At 60.8% G+C, this 17370-nt stretch carries 15 protein-coding genes; 10 read left to right on the top strand and 5 right to left on the bottom strand.

Annotated elements, in window-relative coordinates; translation table 11 throughout:
* The first annotated feature begins 25 nt into the window (after positions 1–25).
* The 3 genes from GSQ93_RS13065 to GSQ93_RS13055 are packed head-to-tail and all read left to right on the top strand — an operon-like array spanning position 26 to position 4608.
* Positions 26–1996 carry an HAD family hydrolase gene (locus tag GSQ93_RS13065; RefSeq protein ID WP_158936098.1) on the top strand — a complete coding sequence of 657 codons (1971 nt, stop codon included), beginning with the start codon at positions 26–28 and terminating at the stop codon, positions 1994–1996.
* Positions 1997–2005: 9 nt separating this feature from the next.
* A complete protein-coding gene (locus GSQ93_RS13060; protein ID WP_158936097.1) occupies positions 2006–3175 on the top strand; it encodes a hypothetical protein in 1170 nt (389 codons plus the stop codon).
* The gene (locus GSQ93_RS13055) at positions 3172–4608 is read left to right on the top strand and encodes an MBOAT family O-acyltransferase (protein ID WP_158936096.1); all 1437 of its coding nucleotides are present in this window, start codon (positions 3172–3174) and stop codon (positions 4606–4608) included. Before GSQ93_RS13060 ends, GSQ93_RS13055 begins: the two co-directional genes overlap by 4 nt.
* 196 nt (positions 4609–4804) lie before the next feature.
* Here the strand turns inward: GSQ93_RS13055 and GSQ93_RS13050 are convergent, their stop codons facing one another.
* Complete coding sequence (locus GSQ93_RS13050; RefSeq protein ID WP_158936095.1) at positions 4805–5386, bottom strand: superoxide dismutase; 582 nt, start codon at positions 5384–5386, stop codon at positions 4805–4807.
* A 274-nt stretch (positions 5387–5660) separates the two neighbouring features.
* Entirely contained in the window at positions 5661–7040 is a 1380-nt protein-coding gene (gene xseA, locus GSQ93_RS13045; protein ID WP_158936094.1) for an exodeoxyribonuclease VII large subunit, read from the bottom strand.
* Positions 7041–7709: 669 nt separating this feature from the next.
* Between xseA and lpxK the strand changes: the two genes are divergently transcribed.
* The 5 genes from lpxK (at position 7710) to GSQ93_RS13020 (ending at position 11834) form a co-directional block, all read left to right on the top strand.
* Positions 7710–8726, top strand: a complete 1017-nt coding sequence (gene lpxK, locus GSQ93_RS13040; RefSeq protein ID WP_158936093.1) for a tetraacyldisaccharide 4'-kinase — start codon at positions 7710–7712, stop codon at positions 8724–8726.
* Positions 8707–8913 carry a Trm112 family protein gene (locus tag GSQ93_RS13035; RefSeq protein WP_158936092.1) on the top strand — a complete coding sequence of 69 codons (207 nt, stop codon included), beginning with the start codon at positions 8707–8709 and terminating at the stop codon, positions 8911–8913. Before lpxK ends, GSQ93_RS13035 begins: the two co-directional genes overlap by 20 nt.
* A gap of 6 nt (positions 8914–8919) precedes the next feature.
* A complete protein-coding gene (gene kdsB, locus GSQ93_RS13030; RefSeq protein WP_158936091.1) occupies positions 8920–9729 on the top strand; it encodes a 3-deoxy-manno-octulosonate cytidylyltransferase in 810 nt (269 codons plus the stop codon).
* Positions 9730–10260: 531 nt separating this feature from the next.
* Positions 10261–10923 (top strand): adenylate kinase, encoded by a 663-nt coding sequence (adk, locus tag GSQ93_RS13025; protein WP_158936090.1) that lies wholly within the window; start codon positions 10261–10263, stop codon positions 10921–10923.
* 152 nt (positions 10924–11075) lie between these two features.
* Positions 11076–11834, top strand: coding sequence for a 3-hydroxyacyl-CoA dehydrogenase (locus GSQ93_RS13020; RefSeq protein WP_158936089.1), 759 nt, complete (start codon positions 11076–11078; stop codon positions 11832–11834).
* Positions 11835–11960: 126 nt separating this feature from the next.
* Here the strand turns inward: GSQ93_RS13020 and GSQ93_RS13015 are convergent, their stop codons facing one another.
* Positions 11961–12806 (bottom strand): SirB1 family protein, encoded by an 846-nt coding sequence (locus GSQ93_RS13015; protein ID WP_158936088.1) that lies wholly within the window; start codon positions 12804–12806, stop codon positions 11961–11963.
* Entirely contained in the window at positions 12803–14356 is a 1554-nt protein-coding gene (gene murJ, locus GSQ93_RS13010) for a murein biosynthesis integral membrane protein MurJ (protein WP_158936087.1), read from the bottom strand. Before murJ ends, GSQ93_RS13015 begins: the two co-directional genes overlap by 4 nt.
* 481 nt (positions 14357–14837) lie before the next feature.
* Here murJ and rpsT point away from each other — a divergent pair, with 481 nt between their 5' ends.
* Complete coding sequence (gene rpsT / locus GSQ93_RS13005; RefSeq protein ID WP_158936086.1) at positions 14838–15116, top strand: 30S ribosomal protein S20; 279 nt, start codon at positions 14838–14840, stop codon at positions 15114–15116.
* A gap of 155 nt (positions 15117–15271) precedes the next feature.
* On the opposite strand, the gene GSQ93_RS13000 is transcribed toward rpsT, so the two are convergent.
* Positions 15272–15601: a DUF3579 domain-containing protein gene (locus GSQ93_RS13000; RefSeq protein ID WP_158936085.1), complete on the bottom strand. Its 330-nt coding sequence runs from the start codon at positions 15599–15601 to the stop codon at positions 15272–15274.
* 673 nt (positions 15602–16274) lie between these two features.
* Here GSQ93_RS13000 and argF point away from each other — a divergent pair.
* Complete coding sequence (gene argF / locus GSQ93_RS12995; protein WP_158936084.1) at positions 16275–17204, top strand: ornithine carbamoyltransferase; 930 nt, start codon at positions 16275–16277, stop codon at positions 17202–17204.
* Positions 17205–17370: the final 166 nt, after the last annotated feature.

Here is a 17370-nt window from a genome sequence, read left to right as displayed (position 1 = left end):
CCTTCAGTTTGAGAGACTGTGCCTAATGGCTAACTACCTATACGCTTCGCTGGGCTGGCTGCCCGGTGCGCCCGCGGATTTTTCCGCGCAATGCCGCGCGCTTGTCAACGCAGTTCCTGACATTCAGGGTGCCGATATCGGCAAGCAGATTCGCCGGCTGGCCACGCATGCACTTGACGAAAATCAGCTGATCCGGCTCGGCAAGTCGATTGCCAGCGCCCGCGGTAATGGCCGCTCTCTGGCGCCGCTGACACCGCTGCGGCTCGGGGTGATCGGCAATGGAACACTGGACCATCTCGCGCTGCCTTTGGTTGCATCGGCCGCGCGGCATGGCGTCGCGCTCGACACCATGCTGGGCCACTACGACCAGGTACTGCAGGAAGCGCTGGCGCCGGATTCCGAGATCAACGCCGCGCAGCTCGATGCCGTGCTGATCGCCGTCGATTATCGAGGGCTGCCGTTGTTCGCGACACCCGGAGATCAGACCAAGGCACAGGCGACTGTCGACGCGGCGTTGCAGCTTCTGGACGCCGTTGCGCGCGGGATTCGCCAGCACAGTAATGCCCTGCCCATTTTGCAGACGCTGGCGCCGCCGCCGGAAGCACTGTTCGGCAGCAGGGACGCAGCGATTCCGGGTACTTTGCGTAACCTGATCGATCAGATCAACCACGGTCTGGTACGCCGCGCCGCCACATCGGAAGACCTGCTGTTCGATGTCAATGCGCTCGCGCAAACCGTGGGTCTCGCGAACTGGCATTCGCCGTCGCAATACAACCTCGCCAAATATCCGTTCGCCGACGCATACCTGCCGTTGTACGCAGACCATGTGGGCCGGCTGCTCGGTGCGGCGCGCGGCAAGAGCCGCCGCGCGCTCATACTCGATCTCGACAACACGTTGTGGGGCGGCGTGATCGGCGACGATCTGCTCGAGGGAATCCGGGTGGCGCAGGGGGATGCGGTCGGCGAAGCGCATCTGAGCGTACAGAAGCTCGCGCTCGAGTTGCGCGAGCGCGGCGTGGTTCTCGCGGTATCGTCGAAAAACGATGACCAAACCGCGCGTCTGCCGTTCCAGAAACACCCGGAAATGCTGCTGCGTGAAAACCATTTCGCCGTATTCCAGGCGAACTGGAACGACAAGGCGACCAACATCCAGGCCATTGCCAAGGAATTGTCGCTGGGCCTCGAATCGTTCGTGTTCCTCGACGACAACCCGGTCGAGCGCAACCTCGTGCGTGAGATGCTGCCCGAAGTCGCCGTGCCGGAACTTCCCGACGACCCGTCGCTTTATGCGCGTACGTTGAACGCAGCAGGTTACTTCGAGGCCCTCGCATTCTTGGCCGAAGACCGCGAGCGTGCCGGGTACTACCAGGACAATGCGCGCAGGGTAGCCCTGCAAAGTCAGGCTGGCGATCTCGACGGGTACCTGAAGTCGCTCGACATGCAAATCACGTTTGCGCCGTTCGACGAGGTAGGGCGCAGCCGTATCGTGCAACTGATCAACAAATCCAACCAGTTCAACTTGACCACGCGCCGCTACACCGTGGCTGACGTAGTCGAGCTTGAAAGCGAAGCCGAAAACTTCGCCCTGCAGGTTCGGCTGACCGATACCTTCGGCGACAACGGCATGATCGCGGTGGTGATCTGCCGTCCGCTGCGCGACGCTGCACGCGGCGATGGATCGGGTAGTCCGGACGACACATGGGACATCGACACCTGGTTGATGAGCTGTCGTGTGCTGGGCCGCAAGGTTGAAGAAATGGTGCTGAGCGAAGTTCTCGCGCATGCGGCCCGGAACGGCGTCACGCGCCTGGTCGGCCGCTATGTGCCCACGGATCGCAATGCGCTGGTGAAGGACCACTACGCGAAGCTCGGCTTCACGCCGATCGACGAGCTGGACGACGGCACCACGGTGTGGGAAATAGCCACCGCCGTTAGCAACCCAGTTCCGCATTTCGCCGTGCATCGGATCGGCTTCGATGCAGAGCTGCTCACGTAAGGACACGCCATGACTCGATTCAATGATCAACCGCCGCGCAAGCTGGCGCCGCGGGATTACGTACTGCTGCCGGCCATCGCTGTGCTTAGCGTACTGCTGATGTTCTTCGTCTCTGAGGTCGGCACCCGGCTGGCCTGGTCGGCGGCGCAAACAGGTCAGGAATGTCACGCCCCCGACCCCACCCTGGGAATCGTCAACTTGCCGAACTGCACGATGCACGTCAAGGTTCCTGAAACCGGCTGGATCAGCTATCACTACAACGAATGCGGTTTTCGCAGCACGGAGGCGTGCGGGCCGAAGCCTCGGGGCACGCGTCGGGTCGCGGTCCTCGGAAGCTCGTTTGCCGAGGGCACCAGCGTCCCGTACGACAGATCGTTCAGTGCAGTGAGTGAAGCTCAGTTGTCCCGATCATGTCATGGACCGGTCGAATTCCAGAACCTGGGGGTCTACGAGTTGCCGCTCACCAAAGTGGCGTTGCGCGTCGCCCCGGCGCTGCGGCTGCAGCCGGACGCTGCCATCCTGGTGCTCGCGCCTTTCGATCTGGAAAAACTGAACAGGCCGGACGAAGGCGACGAGCCTGCGGGCCTCAAGCGGGTGTCGACCAATTCGCTGGCCCCTGCGGTGCCACGCGTTGATATGCTCACCCGCGCCAAGGAAGTGGTCAAGGACAGCCGGGCGTTGACTGTCGCTGAGCACTTCATGTTCGAAAATCCGGACATCGAGATTCCGATGTACCTGCGATACGGCGACAAGGCGGACTTCCTGCGCCCGCCGTTCTCACCCGAGTGGCAACACCGGCTTGCCATCGCCGACGCAATTATTGGTGAAACGGCGGCGCGTTTCCGTGCGGCCGGCGTGCCGCTGATGGTGATGCTGATTCCGCAGCGCACACAGGCCGAGTTGTTATCGATGAAGAAACGTCCGTCGGGGATTGACCCGTTCGCGCTGCAGCGCGCACTTGAAGCCATCGCGCAGAAACACGGGGCGACGACTATCGACCTGTTTTCTCAATTTGCAAGTGACCCTCATCCGGCAAGCTACTACTACCCGGTCGATAACCATCTGAATGAAGACGGGTCGCGGGCAGTCGCACGCAGCATCGTCACGAGCCTGTCTAACAGCGGCATTGCCGCGTTCGACGGATGCGCTCAACCGTCATCGCAAGGAGGCGTATTGTGATCGTCCCGTCGTTCCAGTTTCTTGCCTTCGCAGCCATTGCGGCGCTGATCTTCAACCTGTCGCGCTCGCTCTTGTGGCAAAACGCCGTGCTGCTGCTGGTCAACCTCGCGTTCCTATCGACGTTTTCGCACAGTCTTGCTGCCTTCGCGCCGTTCGCGGGGTTTCTGCTGATCGGATACATCGGCGCCCGAGTCATGCAGTCGCAGCCCAAACTGCCGTTGTTCGTGCCACTGCTGATGCTGATCATCGCGATGTTCTTCTGGCTGAAACGCTACACGTTCGTGCCGTCGGAGCTTGTGCTGCACTATCCGTATGTGACGCTCGGCGTGTCATACGTGTTCTTCCGCGTGTTGCACCTGATCATCGATGCGCGTAGTCCTGGCTTGCCGCACCGGATCTCGCCGCTGGTCTACCTGAACTATGTGCTGAACTTTACCGCTCTGGTGTCTGGCCCCATCCAGCGCTATCAGGACTACTACGTTACGCAAACTGAGCAGCGCCTGCGGCCGAATGTGATTGACTACGGCGTCGCGTTGGAGCGCATCGTGTTCGGCTTCTTCAAGGTCGCGATCGTGTCGATGGTCTTGTCGAACGTGCAGCATCAGGCGCTCGATATCCTGTCGCCGACACAACCCTTCGGCGATCGGTTGCGGACGGGCGTTGTGATTGCCGCGGTCTATCCGATCTATCTGTATTTCAACTTTTCCGGGTATGTGGATGTCGTGATCGGCGTCGCCCGTTTCTTTGGTATCGCCTTGCCGGAGAATTTCGACCGGCCGTTCTCGTCTACCAACTTCATCAATTTCTGGAGCCGTTGGCACATCACGTTATCAAGCTGGTTGAAAACCTACGTCTACAATCCGCTGCTGATGTCGCTGATGAAGCGCTTCCCCGCGCGCAAGATAGAACCGTACCTCGGCGTATTCGCGTTCTTCGTGACTTTCTTCCTGGTCGGTGCATGGCACGGGCAGACGTCGATGTTCCTGTTCTTCGGCCTGCTTCAAGGCGGAGGCGTCAGTGTGAACAAGCTGTATCAGATCGCGATGACCAAGCGCCTCGGCAAGAAGCGCTTTATCGCGCTGGGCAACAACCCGTTCTACGCTGCGTGCATGCGTGGACTAACCTTTACGTTCTTCGCGTTCAGTCTGTTCTGGTTCTGGTCTACGTGGACGGAAATGGATTCGATCGTCGTCGCACTTGGTTGGGGCATGGTCGCGCTGGTCTGGTTGCTCGTATTCGCCGCCGCGACGATCGCGCTCACGCTGCTGCAATGGGCGCACACGGGCGTGATGGCGTTGGGGTTCGCGGAGCGTCCGCTGGTGCTGTCGCGGTACACCCGAACTGCATGGGGCACCGCGCTCGCGGTGATTACCGTGCTAACCCTCGTGATCTCCAACTCTCCAGCGCCCGACATTGTCTACAAGACCTTTTAGCCCGAACTTGGACCAAGCGTTGGCAGGCTAAACATCCGAATAGCCGTCAGCGTTGAGCTTCGGCTATTGGAAAAACGGCCGCGCCTATCGAAAAAAAGCCCTCACATGGAGGGCTTTCATCTAGGCCACAGCTTCGAAAATTTATTGCGGAGGGTACCGCTCACTTTCCAACCTATTTTGTCACGCTACTGAAACCTCAAGCGCCAAAGTTCTTGGACGCAAAGTCCCAGTTCGCAATGTTCCAGTACGCTTCAATGAACTTCGGACGCGCATTGCGATAGTCGATGTAATACGCGTGTTCCCACACGTCGATGGTCAGCAGCGCCTTCGAATCGGTAGTCAGCGGCGTAGCGGCATTGCTCGTTGACACTATGTCGAGCGAACCGTCCGTCTTCTTCACGAGCCACGTCCAGCCCGAACCGAATGTGCCGGTCGCGACCTTCGCGAACTCTTCCTTGAACTTGTCGAACGAGCCGTACTTGGCGTTGATTGCGTCGCCGAGCGCGCCGGTCGGAGCACCGCCACCCTTGGGCGACAGGCTGTTCCAGAAGAACGTGTGGTTCCACACCTGGGCTGCGTTGTTGAACACGCCACCCGATGCCTTCTTGACAATCTCTTCAAGCGGCAGGTTTTCGAATTCGGTACCCGGAATCAGCTTGTTCAGGTTCGTCACATAGGTTTGGTGATGCTTGCCATAGTGATACTCAAGCGTTTCTTCCGACATGTTCGGCACAAGCGCGTTCTTGTCGAACGGCAACGGCGGGAGGGTATGTTCCATGGTGCGAGCTTCCTTCTATGATGATTATGGGGGACGTGAGGAGTGAAGCAATGGAGCACTCGATTGTAGGCGAGTTGGGATAACCCCGCAAATTGCGGGTTTTTATGAGCAGTATCGATTACGAAGCTTTAACAGCAGCGTAAAAAATGCTCGAACGTTCCTTCTAAGCCGTCAAAAATACGGGCTTTCAAGCACCCGCGCAGGTCTTGTAAAAACCTTATGCGCAGCGTGTAGATGCAGCCGCAATTTCATCCGATGCATACCGCCGCCAGCGTCAGAATTCATCGGAGAGCCGGGGCTGGATATCGGCGAGCACGATATCCGCGGACCCTTCCGCCAGATGCACGGTCAGCGGCCGTTTTGGCTTTAGCGCGTTCGGCGCGCGCACGGCGCGTCCGGATTGTGTATCGATCAACGCCGCGTAACCGCGCTCGAGCGTGCGTTGCGGGCTCAACACCTGCAACCTCGCCGATAACTCCGACACCCGCGCCGCCGCCCGTTCATGCCGGCGCCCCTGCGAAACACTCAGGCGTTGTGCGAGACGCATCAGATGTTCCCGCTCGGCGGCAAGATCCGGACGCCAGCGTTGCCAGCGCATTTGCACGAGCGCAAAACGGGCGCGGGCATCGCGTACCGGGCGCGCACCGGCCGACGCCAGCCGTACCGCCAGTTGCCGCAAGTGCGTGCGCTGCCGTTCCAGCCGCTCGGCCGGACTGACCAGCCGGCGCGCCAGCCAGTCGAGTTGCTGCGCGCGCCGCTCCATCATCCGGCCGAAACCACGCGCCAGCGCCGCATGCCGGTGATCGAGATCGCGCAGCAACAACACGCGCTGCGGACTGACAAGCTCGGCGGCCGCCGTGGGCGTGGGTGCGCGGACATCGGCGGCGAAATCGGCGATGGTGAAATCCGTCTCGTGGCCTACGCCGCTGACAACCGGCATCGCACTTTCGGCTATCGCGCGGGCAAGCACTTCCTCGTTGAACGCCCACAAATCTTCAATCGAACCGCCGCCACGACACACGATCAACACATCGACCTCGCGACGGGCGCTGGCCTGATCGACCATCGCGGCAAGCTTCGCGGCCACGCCTGCGCCCTGCACCGGCGCCGGATACACGATCACCGGCACGTGCGGCGCGCGCCGCGAGAGCGTGGTCAGCACGTCGCGCAACGCCGCCGCCTGCAACGACGTCACAATCCCGATCGCGCGCGGATGCTGCGGCAGCGCACGCTTGCGCTCAGCCGCAAACAGGCCCTCTGCCTCCAGTTTCGCCTTCAGCTTCAAAAACGCTTCGTACAAGCGGCCTTGCCCAGTCCGGCGCACCGCTTCCACGCCGAGTTGTAACTCGCCGCGCGGTTCGTACATCGTGACGAGCCCGCGGACTTCGATCCGGTCGCCTTCCTTCGGCGTGAACTCGGCGTACTGAGCGCGGCCGCGAAACATCACGCAGCGCATCTGCGCCTGCGCGTCCTTGATCGAAAAGTACCAGTGACCGCTCGCCGCTTTCGTAAAATTCGATACTTCACCCGACACCCAGACCAGCGGGAACGAGCGTTCAAGCATCGACCCGATCGCCCGGTTAAGCGCCGAAACGGGGATGACGGCATCGGCGCTGCCGGATGCACCGGCTGAAGCGAAAGGATCAGAGCTCATCGAAGAAAGGGCGGTCAGTTAAGGTTGAAAGAAGTTGAAATCACGCTCGGCAGAACGCAAACAAGGGGCCTGCCGGCAATGCCGTAAAGCGCACTGGACAAGGCATGGACGATAGACCGATCAGCATGCGAAGTGTAGCAAGTGTCCACAATGCACAAGTTACCGGAAGCTAACGGCAACGCTTATGAAACAATGATGAATGCGCTTTAAGTCTTTGTTTTAACAATGTTTTCTATCTCCAAATCATGACGAAGCCGATGCAAGTCTTTCCTGGTGCCGATTTCAGGCGCTGAGCGGCCAAGTTGTTCACAGAGTTATCCACAGGCGCATTGCGTAAAAAAGGAGCATGAAACCTACCCGTTTTAGGACCGCGCCTGAAGCCGATTCGACACCAAGCGGCGAGCCCGGCGTTGCCCTTCGACTGGCGTCCCCGGCAACGCCGCGCTAGAGTGCCGGGTTCAAGCGCCAGCGCGACAATTGCCTTGCGTCGTCCAGCGACCGCTTACCAATTGCTTACTATTCGCTCATTCTGGAGATCCGCCCCGATGCAAAGGTGCCGGCCATTATCACGAACATTGCCTTTCTCCTCGCCGCTACACCGCCCACCGTTGCTGTTGTCCCAAGCGCGTGCATCGTTCGCGCCTGAAGCGCCTGAAAACAAGGCGCGCCATGTCTGACTTCAAGCCGCCGATCGAAAACTTCCTCGCCCGCGAGTGGCGCAAGCGCGGCTGGGTCGCGTGGTCGCTGACGCCGTTAGCGTGCGTATTCGGCCTGATCGCGGCCAGTCGGCGCGCCTTCTTCGCGCTCGGCTGGATCAAGCAGGTGAACGTGGGCGTGCCGGTTGTCGTGGTCGGCAACGTGACGGTAGGCGGCACCGGCAAGACGCCGACGGTCATCGCGCTCGTCGAAGCGCTGCGCGCCGCCGGCTTCCAGCCGGGCGTCGTCTCGCGCGGTTACGGCGCGAAGATCAATGAAGCCACGCGGGTGACGCCCGACAGCCAGCCCTCCGAAGTCGGCGATGAACCCCTGCTGATCGCCCGCCGCACGCGCGCGCCAGTGATGGTGTCGCCGGATCGCGTCGCGGCGGCGCAGGCATTGCTGAAGGCGAATCCATCGGTGGATGTGATCGTCAGCGACGACGGCCTGCAGCATTACCGCATGGCGCGCGCGTTCGAACTCGTGGTCTTCGACGACCGTCTGGGCGGCAACGGCTTCCTGCTGCCGGCGGGACCGCTGCGTGAATCGATGTCGCGGCACCGCGACGCCACGCTCATCAACAGCCCGTACGACCGCACGCTGCCGCCGTGGCCGAACACCTTCTCGCTGGACCTGGCCACGGGCGACGCCTGGCGCCTCGACGACCCCGCCGTGCGCCGTCCGCTCAGCGCGTTCAAGGGCGAACGGATCGCGGCAGCAGCGGGTATCGGCTCACCGGAACGCTTCTTCGCGTCGCTGCGTGCCGCCGGCCTCGCGCCGGCCACGCGCGCGTTCCCGGACCACTACGATTATCGCGACAATCCGTTCGCCGGCATCGACGCCGATTCGATCCTGATCACCGAGAAGGATGCAGTAAAATTCGGGGCCTGGCGTGACGCGCGCATCTGGGTGGTTCCAGTCGAAGCCGTGCTCAGCCCCCGCCTTATCGCATTAGTTGTGGAGAAACTCCGTGGACGCACGCCTGCTTGAAATCCTTGTCTGCCCTATTTGCAAGACCCAGCTCACGTATGACCGCGCGGCGCAGGAACTCATCTGCAACGTCGACAAACTCGCTTACCCCATCCGCGACGGCATTCCCATCATGCTGCCCGACGAAGCGCGCCAGACCGTGGAAGGCACGCCTGTCGAGCCGTTGAAACCCTCCGGCGGGAATTGAGACCCCATGAACGCACACGTTCCGGTCGCGCCGCCCTTCATCGCAGTCGTCCCCGCACGGCTCGCGTCCACGCGGCTGCCGGACAAGCCGCTGGCGGATATCGGCGGTAAGCCGATGGTCGTGCGCGTGGCCGAGCGCGCGCGTTTGTCGGGCGCGCTGCAGGTGCTGATCGCAACGGATTCGCAGCGTGTGGTCGAGGTCGCGAGGGAACATGGTTTCGAGGCGCTGCTCACCCGCGCCGATCATCCGAACGGGACGGACCGGCTCGCCGAAGTCGCGACGCATTTCGGCTGGAGCGACGACACCATCGTGGTCAATGTGCAAGGCGACGAGCCCTTGATCGACCCGGCGCTCGTGCGCAACGTGGCGGCGCATCTCGCGGCGCATCCGTCGTGCGCGATCGCGACCGCGGCGCATCCCATCTCGGACCCCGCCGATGTCTTCAATCCGAACGTGGTGAAAGTCGTGCTGGATGCGAAGAGCGTCGCGCTGTATTTTTCGCGCGCGCCGATTCCGTGGTCGCGTGACGCGTGGCAGAAGGACTGGCCCGATGTCGCCGCGCTGGGTGCACGTCCGTCCGTTCCCGCGAATGTGTTGCGTCACATCGGGCTGTATGCGTATCGCGCGAAATTCCTGCGGGTTTATCCCACGCTGTCGGTGGCGCCGATCGAAGAAGCCGAGGCGCTCGAGCAACTGCGCGCGCTCTGGCACGGCGAGCGTATCGCAGTGCTGACGACGAACGACGCGCCGCCGCCAGGTGTCGATACCCCCAATGATCTGGCCCGCGTTCGCGCGCTGTTTGACGCGTCGGCGTAGCGTGGCGGGAAGCGGCCGGTGACGGCGTTCCGGCCGCAAGCCACCTTCGAGGTCCGCGTCTGATCGGCACACATATGCCGCGCATGATCCACGCATCAGCCGCGTTTATGCTTTAGCAGCGTTTCCGGCAATTCATTTGTCATCCCGCCGGACGTCCACCGATCACCCACATTTCCGCTACGTTCCCAAGTGACGGCACGCCGCGAAACCGGCTTGTTTTCACCGCTTCCTAACGCGGCATCGCCCTTCGGATCAACCCACGTTAACCCCCGCTGCGCGCGACTTTCCGGGCTTTCCGGCCGCGGATTTGGGTCGCCATTGTGACGATGCATGGCATAATCAATCGGTAGCGCGAGCCTTCCGGTCAGCGCCAACGCTCCTGAGCGCCCGTGTCGACTGGTGCCGCGCCGTCTCCTGAATTCGGCTCGTCGCGCCTCGTTTGCGGCTTCAACCGAGCGATGTGCCACAGCGACCGGATGCGAGAATAAGCCTCGCAGCGCAGCGGTTTCTATTCGATTCGGAGATATCACCATGCGTTTGATCCTGTTGGGCGCCCCCGGCGCCGGCAAGGGCACCCAGGCCACCTTCATCAAGGAAAAGTTCGGCATCCCGCAGATCTCGACCGGCGACATGCTGCGCGCCGCCGTGAAAGCGGGTTCACCGCTAGGCGTGGAAGCCAAACGCTTCATGGACGCCGGCGAACTCGTGCCGGACGAACTCATCATCAACCTCGTGAAAGAACGCCTGCAGGAAGCGGACTGCGCGAACGGTTATCTCTTCGACGGTTTCCCGCGCACGCTTCCCCAAGCCGACGCCATGAAGCAAGCCGGTGTTGTTATCGACTACGTGCTGGAGATAGACGTGCCGTTCGCGGACATCATCGAGCGCATGAGCGGACGGCGTTCGCATGCAGCGTCGGGGCGCACGTATCACGTCAAGTTCAATCCGCCGAAAGTGGAAGGAAAGGACGACATTACCGGCGAGCCGCTGATCCAGCGCGACGACGACAAGGAGGAGACCGTGAAGAAACGGCTCGACGTGTATGTCGCTCAGACCAAGCCGTTGATCGAGTACTACAACACGTGGTCCAAACATGGCGACAACAATGGCCTGAAGGCGCCGGAGTATCGGCGAATCTCGGGTCTTGGCGCGGTCGATGAAATCCGCACGCGCGTATTCGATGCATTGACCTGATCGACACTGAGCGCTCATACCCGGGCGCTCGGGGCACGCCTTCCGAAACCCGCTCGTGCTCCATCGGCCGAGCGGGTTTTTCGTTCTGAGCGATCCTCGAAACGAATCACGCGAACATGATTACGTATAACCCTCATCAAGGAGCACACAGCATGGACATCCAGGACAACGTTTTTCTCGTCACCGGCGGCGCATCGGGCCTCGGCGCGGCGACGGCGCAACTTATCCGCGATCACGGCGGCAAGGTCGTGCTCGCCGACATGAACGAGGCCGGCGGCGAGAAGCTCGCGAAGGAACTCGGCGGTGTGTTCGTGAAATGCGACGTGAGCCGCGAGGAAGACGGTCAGCGCGCCGTGGACGCCGCGACGCAACTCGGCAGCTTGCGCGGGCTGGTGAACTGCGCGGGCATCGCGCCGGCCGCGAAGACGGTGGGCAAGGATGGCCCGCATGCGCTCGACCTGTTCGCCAAGACGATCGGCGTGAATTTGATCGGCACGTTCAACATGATCCGGCTGGCGGCTGCGGCCATGTCGAAGAACGAACCGAACTCAGCGGGTGAGCGTGGCGTGATCGTGAGCACGGCGTCCGTTGCGGCTTACGATGGCCAGATCGGCCAGGCCGCTTATGCGGCATCGAAAGGCGGCGTGGTGGGCATGACGCTGCCGATCGCACGCGATCTGTCGCGCAACGGCATTCGCGTGATGACGATAGCGCCGGGCATTTTCGAAACACCGATGTTGCTCGGCATGCCGCAGGAAGTGCAGGACGCGCTCGGCGCGATGGTGCCGTTCCCCTCGCGTCTCGGCAAACCGAACGAGTACGCCATGCTGGTCAAACAGATCTTCGACAACCCCATGCTCAACGGCGAAGTGATTCGCCTGGATGGGGCGATCCGGATGCAGCCGAAGTAAGTTTTCGGACTTGACGGGCTCGTAGCTGCGAGTTGCTAGCTCACGGGCTTATGCGTCAAGAAAAACGGCGGCCATCGAAATGATGAGCCGCCGTTTTTTAATGAGTTTTAAACCGGTGGGAGCAACTCACTCGCCGTTGTGCTGCGTACGCTGGCGCAACTCATGCAGTTCCGTCTCCACGACGGTTGCATCTTCGGCCTCAGGCCGATCGTCGAGGTATCGACGCAGGTCCTCCATCGCCGGGCGCAAGTAATCCAGGCGCGCGTAAGCGAAACCCCGATCGCGCACTTCTTCAATACTTCCAGGCATCAGGATCACGAGCCGTTGCTGCACGGCGAGCAGCCGTTGCCAGCGCTCGGTCTGCAAGTAAATGCTCTTCAAATTTCGCAACATTCGTCCGATGATTTCCCGACGCGTTGCCGGCTGCAACAACACCCGCAGCGCACTGCCAATGGACTCGCCCACTCGCTGCACATACGGCTCGAGCATCTCGACCATCGCCGATTCGGACAGTGAATGGCCGGTGGTTGGATCGAGCATCACATCGCCGTCGGGCGTGGTCACGCGCAGCAGGAAGTGCGCCGGAAACGACACGCCGCGCACAGGAATACCAAGCTGCTCGCTCATCTCAAGATACACGACGGCCAGCGAAATCGGAATCCCGCGACGCCGCTTCAGCACCATGTTCAGGTGGCTGTTATCGGGGTCGTAGTAGTCATTGAGATTGCTGGTGAAACCCAGTTCGCGGAAGAAAAAACGATTCAATACGCCGACTTTTTGCTTGATATCGGCGTCTTCTGGCATACGACGGCGGACGCGCAAAACCAGCTCGTCTATCTCGGCCAGTACGGCCTGCAAATCGAGATCCGGATACGCGTCCTGGGCGAGCGACAACGCCGCCTCGGTGAGCGGCAGACTGTCGTCCTCCGCCACTAGCGAGGTGAAATAGTCGAGGATGCGCGTCGTCGTCATTGCAGCGTTCGCCTTCTGAAATACGCGTATTTAAAACCCATCGCGGAGAGCATACCGAAATATAGCGCACCGAATACGACCAGGCTTGCACCGAGCAGCATGATTCGCTCCAGAGGCGCGGCGCGCATGCCGATCCAGTCGAAATTGCCCGCCACCCAATGCATCACGCCCGCGAGCACGAGGCACGCGCCGAGCAGTTGCGCGAAGAAGCGCGTCCATCCCGGCGAGGGTTGGTAAATCCCGCGTTTCCTCAAGCCGATGAACAAAAGCGTTGCGTTCACGCAGGCACCCAGGCCGATCGATAGCGTCAATCCGGCGTGCGCAAAAATTGGCACGAAAATCAGGTTGCTAAGCTGAATCGCGATCAACACGATGATGCCGATGATCACCGGTGTCTTGATGTCCTGCTTCGCGTAAAAACCGGGCGTGAGGATCTTGATCAGGATCAGCCCGACCAGCCCGACGCCATACGCAGACAACGCACGTCCAACCATGATGACGGAATTCGCGTCGAATTTACCGTAGTGGAATAGCGTGGCCGTCAGCGGAACGGCGAAGAAAAACAGCGCGACTCCGCTCGGCGCCGCCATCAGGAACGTGATGCGCAGCCCCCAGTCGAGGAGCGCCGAATATTCGACCGGATCGGCGTCCACGTGCGCCTTCGAAAGACTTGGCAGCAAGATGGTCCCCAGCGCCGCGCCCAGCAGCGCGGTGGGAAACTCCATCAATCGATCGGAGTAATTGATCCACGACACCGCGCCCGGGCCGAGCCGCGACGCAATATTCGTATTGATGATCAGGCTCAGTTGGGCGACCGACACGCCGAACGTCATGGGGACCATCTTGATCAGCACGCGCTTGACGCCCGGATGCCGCAACGCCCGGAAAAAATTCAGGCCGATGCGCGGGATCATGTCGATCTTCTTGAGGCCGGGCAACTGCACGAGAAACTGCAGCACCCCGCCCACAATTACCGCATACGCCAGCGCGTAGACCGGCACTTTCAGATGCGGCGCGAGAAAAATCGCAGCCCCAATGAACGACACGTTGAGCAGCACGGGCGCGAACGCGGGCAACGAGAACTGCCGGTAGGTGTTGAGTACCCCGGACGCCAGCGAGGTCAGCGAGATGAAGATGATGTACGGGAACATGATCTGGGTCATGGTCACCGCAAGGCCGAACGCGCGGCCGTCATGCTCCAGCCCTGACGCCACGGCGAACACGACCCAGGAGGCACCCGCCACGCCCGCAAGCGATACAACCGCCAGCGCCCAGGCAAGCACGGTGGACATGGCGTCGACGAGCGCCTTGGTGGCGTCGTGCCCTTCCGTGTTCTTGAACTCGGCGAGGATAGGCACGAACGCCTGCGAGAACGCTCCTTCAGCGGACAAGCGCCGCAACAGGTTCGGTATGCGGAAGGCGACGTAGAATGCGTCGGTGAATTGACTGGCGCCGAAGGCTCGCGCGATCAGCGTTTCGCGGACCAGGCCGGTCACGCGGGAAAGCAGCGTGAAGCCGCTGACCGTCAGTAGGGCTCGGAATAGATTCATGGGGCGTTGATTATACGGGCCGCATTATGAATGCGACGCGTTGCAACAATCGCGGAATCGTTAGAATTTGCAACTTACGTCGCGCGCAGGCGGCTCGCATGTGGCGCGCGTGCGAGCTCGCGTGCAACTGATAAGCTTCGCGTCCGCTTCCGCGGGGTTGATGCCCTGCCAGACCCGGCAAAAACCAGCCGCGCTTGCCAGTCCCATGATTTCGTTGCTATAATCGCCGGTTTCGAAGCTCCTGAATCCGCTTTCGGCACTTTTAGGTAACTCACAAAGTTACTGAGCACAGCGGTTTCGCGTCTTCTTTCGACGTTTTTGCGCTTTCGGGCAATCGATCCCGAGGGTTTGATCATAAACAGCGCATCGGATTGACCTCGTTTTATCTTGTGTGGAGTCGGGCCAGCCTTGAGTTGGATCCGATCCAGAAGCAAAACGGGAAGCGCTGAAACACATAGCTGGAACAGGATAAGGAACCGTCATGGCAAATACAGCACAAGCCCGCAAGCGCGCCCGTCAAGGCGCCAAGGCAAACTCGCACAACTCGGCGCTGCGCTCGAAATTCCGCACCGCCATCAAGGCCGTTCGCAAGGCAATCGACGCCGGCGACCAAGCCAAGGCTGCAGAAATCTACAAGACGTCGGTCAAAACCATCGACATCATTGCGGACAAGCGCATCGTTCACAAGAACAAGGCTGCTCGCCATAAGAGCCGTCTGTCGGCTGCTATCAAGGGTCTGCAAGCAACTGCTGCTGCTTAAAGATTCTGGTAGTCGCCCATTGCGCGCCTTCAGTTTGATGGGCGCGTGACAGGCTGCTGCTTGGCAATAAAAAAACCCGCTAATGGCGGGTTTTTTGTCGTGTGCATCGAAAAGAAGCTTTTTCGACGGCCCCTGCTGCTCAGTTAGCCGCTTCGTCAGCTATGTTGCTGCGTGGCATGATGCGGCGGCAATTCGCACGCCTCCGTCACAAGCAGATCATTGTCTTTGGCGAAGTTCATCACGAAATCGAAAGCCATTGGCTCGATGTCACGCAAGCGGGAATCGAGGATCACCGTCTTCACGTTACCGAGCAAGGTCGGGCGCACATAGACGGAATACTGCAACCGGGCATTGGGGCCGCGCTTGCCCGGGCCGAACCCCGACATCACGCCGCAAAGCCGCTCCGACCAGTCGCTCGGCCGAAAAGTCTTGCCGTTCGACGTAATGCCCTGGATGAAGTACTCGGTTGGAATTGTTTCGGCCATGTAGGAATACCTGTTTGACGACCGGCAGAGAACGCCGGCAAACGCGCATGCATGGTTGACAAGGTGAACCGGAAAGTCATCGGCTGCAACCTCCGGCGCTGAACTCTCCGCCTCGTCCGGCAGCGTCGCGGCCGGTGAGACCCAGCCTCTTTCTTCGACCTGCATCTACCCACTGATCGACCACTCGTTGAAGTCGCCCGAGTCGCATCGAGAGCGCGCAGTCAACTCATGATGCGCCGTTCACGGATGCCCGCCTTACGGGCGCCATGCAAGTCGGCAAGTGCCAGCGAGACGAAACTCGCGTGTCCGCGAACTGCTCTGACGCCCGCAGATTCAAGGTTGAAAAACAACGCTGAATCTGCGTGTTTAGTCCACGGTTGACACTGCGGGTTGTCTGATTAAGCCGCGAATGGATCTGCTTCGTAAGCAGTCGAAAGGTGTCAGGACTGCCGGAGAAACCTGGCGGATTATACAGCAGAGGCCCTTTTTCCGCACTGCACACAAAGCCTCTAAACCGCGCCAGACGGCGTATGGCGGCGCGCATCGGCTCGCGCGTTGGCTATTTGGCGGCCTCGTCAAACGCCGGAAATTCCTTTATGCTGAAATTCGATACCACCACGACGGCGGCGCCGTCCGGCGCAATTGCCGGCTGAAGCCGCCGTACGCATTTTTCATGACCGAAAAAAAAATTCGCCACTATCTGCAGTTCAAGGATTTCTCTCTCGACGACTATGACTACGTGCTCGAACGCGCGCGTATTCTCAAGCGCAAGTTCAAGAGCTACGAGACCTACCATCCGCTGCACGACCGCACGCTGGCGATGATCTTCGAGAAGAATTCGACGCGTACGCGGCTCTCGTTCGAAGCGGGTATCTTCCAGCTTGGCGGGCATGCCGTATTCCTCAGCACCCGCGACACGCAACTTGGCCGCGGCGAACCGATCGAGGACGCGGCGCAAGTGGTGTCGCGCATGGTCGACATCATCATGATCCGCACGTTCGGCCAGGAGATCCTCGAGCGTTTCGCCGAAAATTCACGCGTGCCGGTGATCAATGGGCTGACGAACGAATATCACCCGTGCCAAGTCCTGGCCGACGTCTTCACCTACTACGAACTGCGCGGCCCTATCGCGGGGAAAACCGTGGCCTGGGTCGGCGACGCGAACAACATGCTCTACACGTGGATTGAAGCCGCGCAGATTCTCGGCTTCAAGTTGCGCCTGTCCACGCCACCGGGCTACTCGCTCGACCATTCGCTGGTATCGGCCGATAGCGCACCGTTCTACGAAGAATTCGCCGATCCGAACGACGCCTGCACCGGCGCCGACCTCGTCACCACCGACGTCTGGACCAGCATGGGTTTCGAAGCCGAGAACGAAGTGCGCAAGAAGGCCTTCGCCGACTGGTGCGTGGACTCGGACATGATGGCGCGCGCGAATCCGGATGCGCTCTTCATGCACTGCTTGCCGGCGCATCGGGGCGAGGAAGTGAGCGCCGAAGTGATCGACGGCCCGCAGAGCGTGGTCTGGGACGAAGCTGAGAACCGGCTGCATGTCCAGAAGGCGCTGATGGAATATCTGCTGCTCGGCAAACTCAATCATTGAGTTGATTGGCGCTGGATGAGCGCCAAGTAAGCACCACGCGTCATGCGTGTGGCGTTTCTTTCCATTGAAACGCTGTGTCGTCCCGAAATGCGGAATGGCCGCCATTTGATATCAAAATGGCGGCTTTTGTGCGCTCTCGGTGACTTGCCTAAACGTCGGCCCGATT

Source organism: Burkholderia sp. S171, assembly GCF_009766085.1.
GTDB lineage: Bacteria > Pseudomonadota > Gammaproteobacteria > Burkholderiales > Burkholderiaceae > Caballeronia.
The sequence above is the reverse complement of the archived record's forward strand: the minus strand, read 5'-3'. Positions and strand labels throughout refer to the sequence as shown.

Excerpts from the sequence above, each read along its gene's own strand:
- GSQ93_RS13065 (WP_158936098.1), top strand. The coding sequence starts at position 26 with ATGGCTAACTACCTATACGCTTCGCTGGGCTGGCTGCCCGGTGCGCCC.
- GSQ93_RS13060 (WP_158936097.1), top strand. The coding sequence starts at position 2,006 with ATGACTCGATTCAATGATCAACCGCCGCGCAAGCTGGCGCCGCGGGAT.
- GSQ93_RS13050 (WP_158936095.1), bottom strand. The coding sequence starts at position 5,386 with ATGGAACATACCCTCCCGCCGTTGCCGTTCGACAAGAACGCGCTTGTG.
- xseA (WP_158936094.1), bottom strand. The coding sequence starts at position 7,040 with ATGAGCTCTGATCCTTTCGCTTCAGCCGGTGCATCCGGCAGCGCCGAT.
- lpxK (WP_158936093.1), top strand. The coding sequence starts at position 7,710 with ATGTCTGACTTCAAGCCGCCGATCGAAAACTTCCTCGCCCGCGAGTGG.
- kdsB (WP_158936091.1), top strand. The coding sequence starts at position 8,920 with ATGAACGCACACGTTCCGGTCGCGCCGCCCTTCATCGCAGTCGTCCCC.
- adk (WP_158936090.1), top strand. The coding sequence starts at position 10,261 with ATGCGTTTGATCCTGTTGGGCGCCCCCGGCGCCGGCAAGGGCACCCAG.
- GSQ93_RS13020 (WP_158936089.1), top strand. The coding sequence starts at position 11,076 with ATGGACATCCAGGACAACGTTTTTCTCGTCACCGGCGGCGCATCGGGC.
- GSQ93_RS13015 (WP_158936088.1), bottom strand. The coding sequence starts at position 12,806 with ATGACGACGACGCGCATCCTCGACTATTTCACCTCGCTAGTGGCGGAG.
- murJ (WP_158936087.1), bottom strand. The coding sequence starts at position 14,356 with ATGAATCTATTCCGAGCCCTACTGACGGTCAGCGGCTTCACGCTGCTT.
- rpsT (WP_158936086.1), top strand. The coding sequence starts at position 14,838 with ATGGCAAATACAGCACAAGCCCGCAAGCGCGCCCGTCAAGGCGCCAAG.
- GSQ93_RS13000 (WP_158936085.1), bottom strand. The coding sequence starts at position 15,601 with ATGGCCGAAACAATTCCAACCGAGTACTTCATCCAGGGCATTACGTCG.
- argF (WP_158936084.1), top strand. The coding sequence starts at position 16,275 with ATGACCGAAAAAAAAATTCGCCACTATCTGCAGTTCAAGGATTTCTCT.